The sequence below is a fragment of the Mycobacterium sp. E787 genome (assembly GCF_001668725.1).
Taxonomy (GTDB): Bacteria; Actinomycetota; Actinomycetes; order Mycobacteriales; family Mycobacteriaceae; genus Mycobacterium.
Genome location: NZ_LZKL01000080.1, coordinates 1 through 680 on the forward strand (window position 1 = coordinate 1; position 680 = coordinate 680).

Sequence of the window (680 nt, forward strand, 5' to 3'; positions counted from 1 at the left end):
GCCGCCGTCGATTTGGGATTCGAGCAGGCTTTCGGCCCGGATCGCCCACTCGAAAGCCGCGAGGTCCGGGAACTCGCGCATCAACTTTCCCGATTCGTCCAGCACCGCCTCGAGGCGGTCGACGACGTCACCGGAGCGGTCGGCGGCCTCGCGTAGCCGTCGGGATGCGATCAGGTCGATTTCCGCGACCGTCGCCGCGAGCAGCTCCGACTTGTTCGGAAAATAGTGATAGAGGCTGCCGCTGGTCATGTCGGCGGCCCGGGCGATCTCGCGAATCGTCGCCTTCGAGTGGCCCACTTCGGCCACGCAGCGCATCGCCGAGGCGATGATTCGGGCACGGGTCTGCTCGCCGCTGGCGCCGACTGGGCGGCCGAGCTGGGATGGCGAAGCCGGAGGATAATTGATCGCCCGATTATATTCGAGGGAGCCGGTCAAAAGGACGCAGGAGTGAGGACATCAGCATGACGCGGGCGCAGCTGGGTCGCCCCGTCGGCGCCAGCGGCGAGGAGACCCGCCGCCGGCTCCTCGTCGCCACCATGCGCTGTGTCGCCCAGCGCGGCTACTCCAAGGCCACCATCCGCGAGATCGCCCGGACCGCGGAGGTGACCAGCGCCAGCCTGTACAACTACTTCCCCAACAAATCGGAGCTGATCAAGGCGGCCGTCGCGGCCAGAACCGAG

The 680-nt window shown here is 67.4% G+C and carries 2 protein-coding genes; one reads left to right on the forward strand and one right to left on the reverse strand.

Going from position 1 to position 680, the window contains the following annotated elements:
• Nucleotides 1-405, reverse strand: a 405-nt coding sequence (locus tag A5705_RS15620; RefSeq protein WP_255400457.1) for a TetR/AcrR family transcriptional regulator, incomplete at its 3' end; no start/stop codon positions are given.
• Nucleotides 406-461: 56 nt separating this feature from the next.
• On the opposite strand from A5705_RS15620, the gene A5705_RS15625 reads away from it, so the two are divergent.
• Nucleotides 462-680 (forward strand): TetR/AcrR family transcriptional regulator (locus A5705_RS15625; RefSeq protein WP_156762981.1); only part of this gene is annotated, 219 nt, incomplete at its 3' end.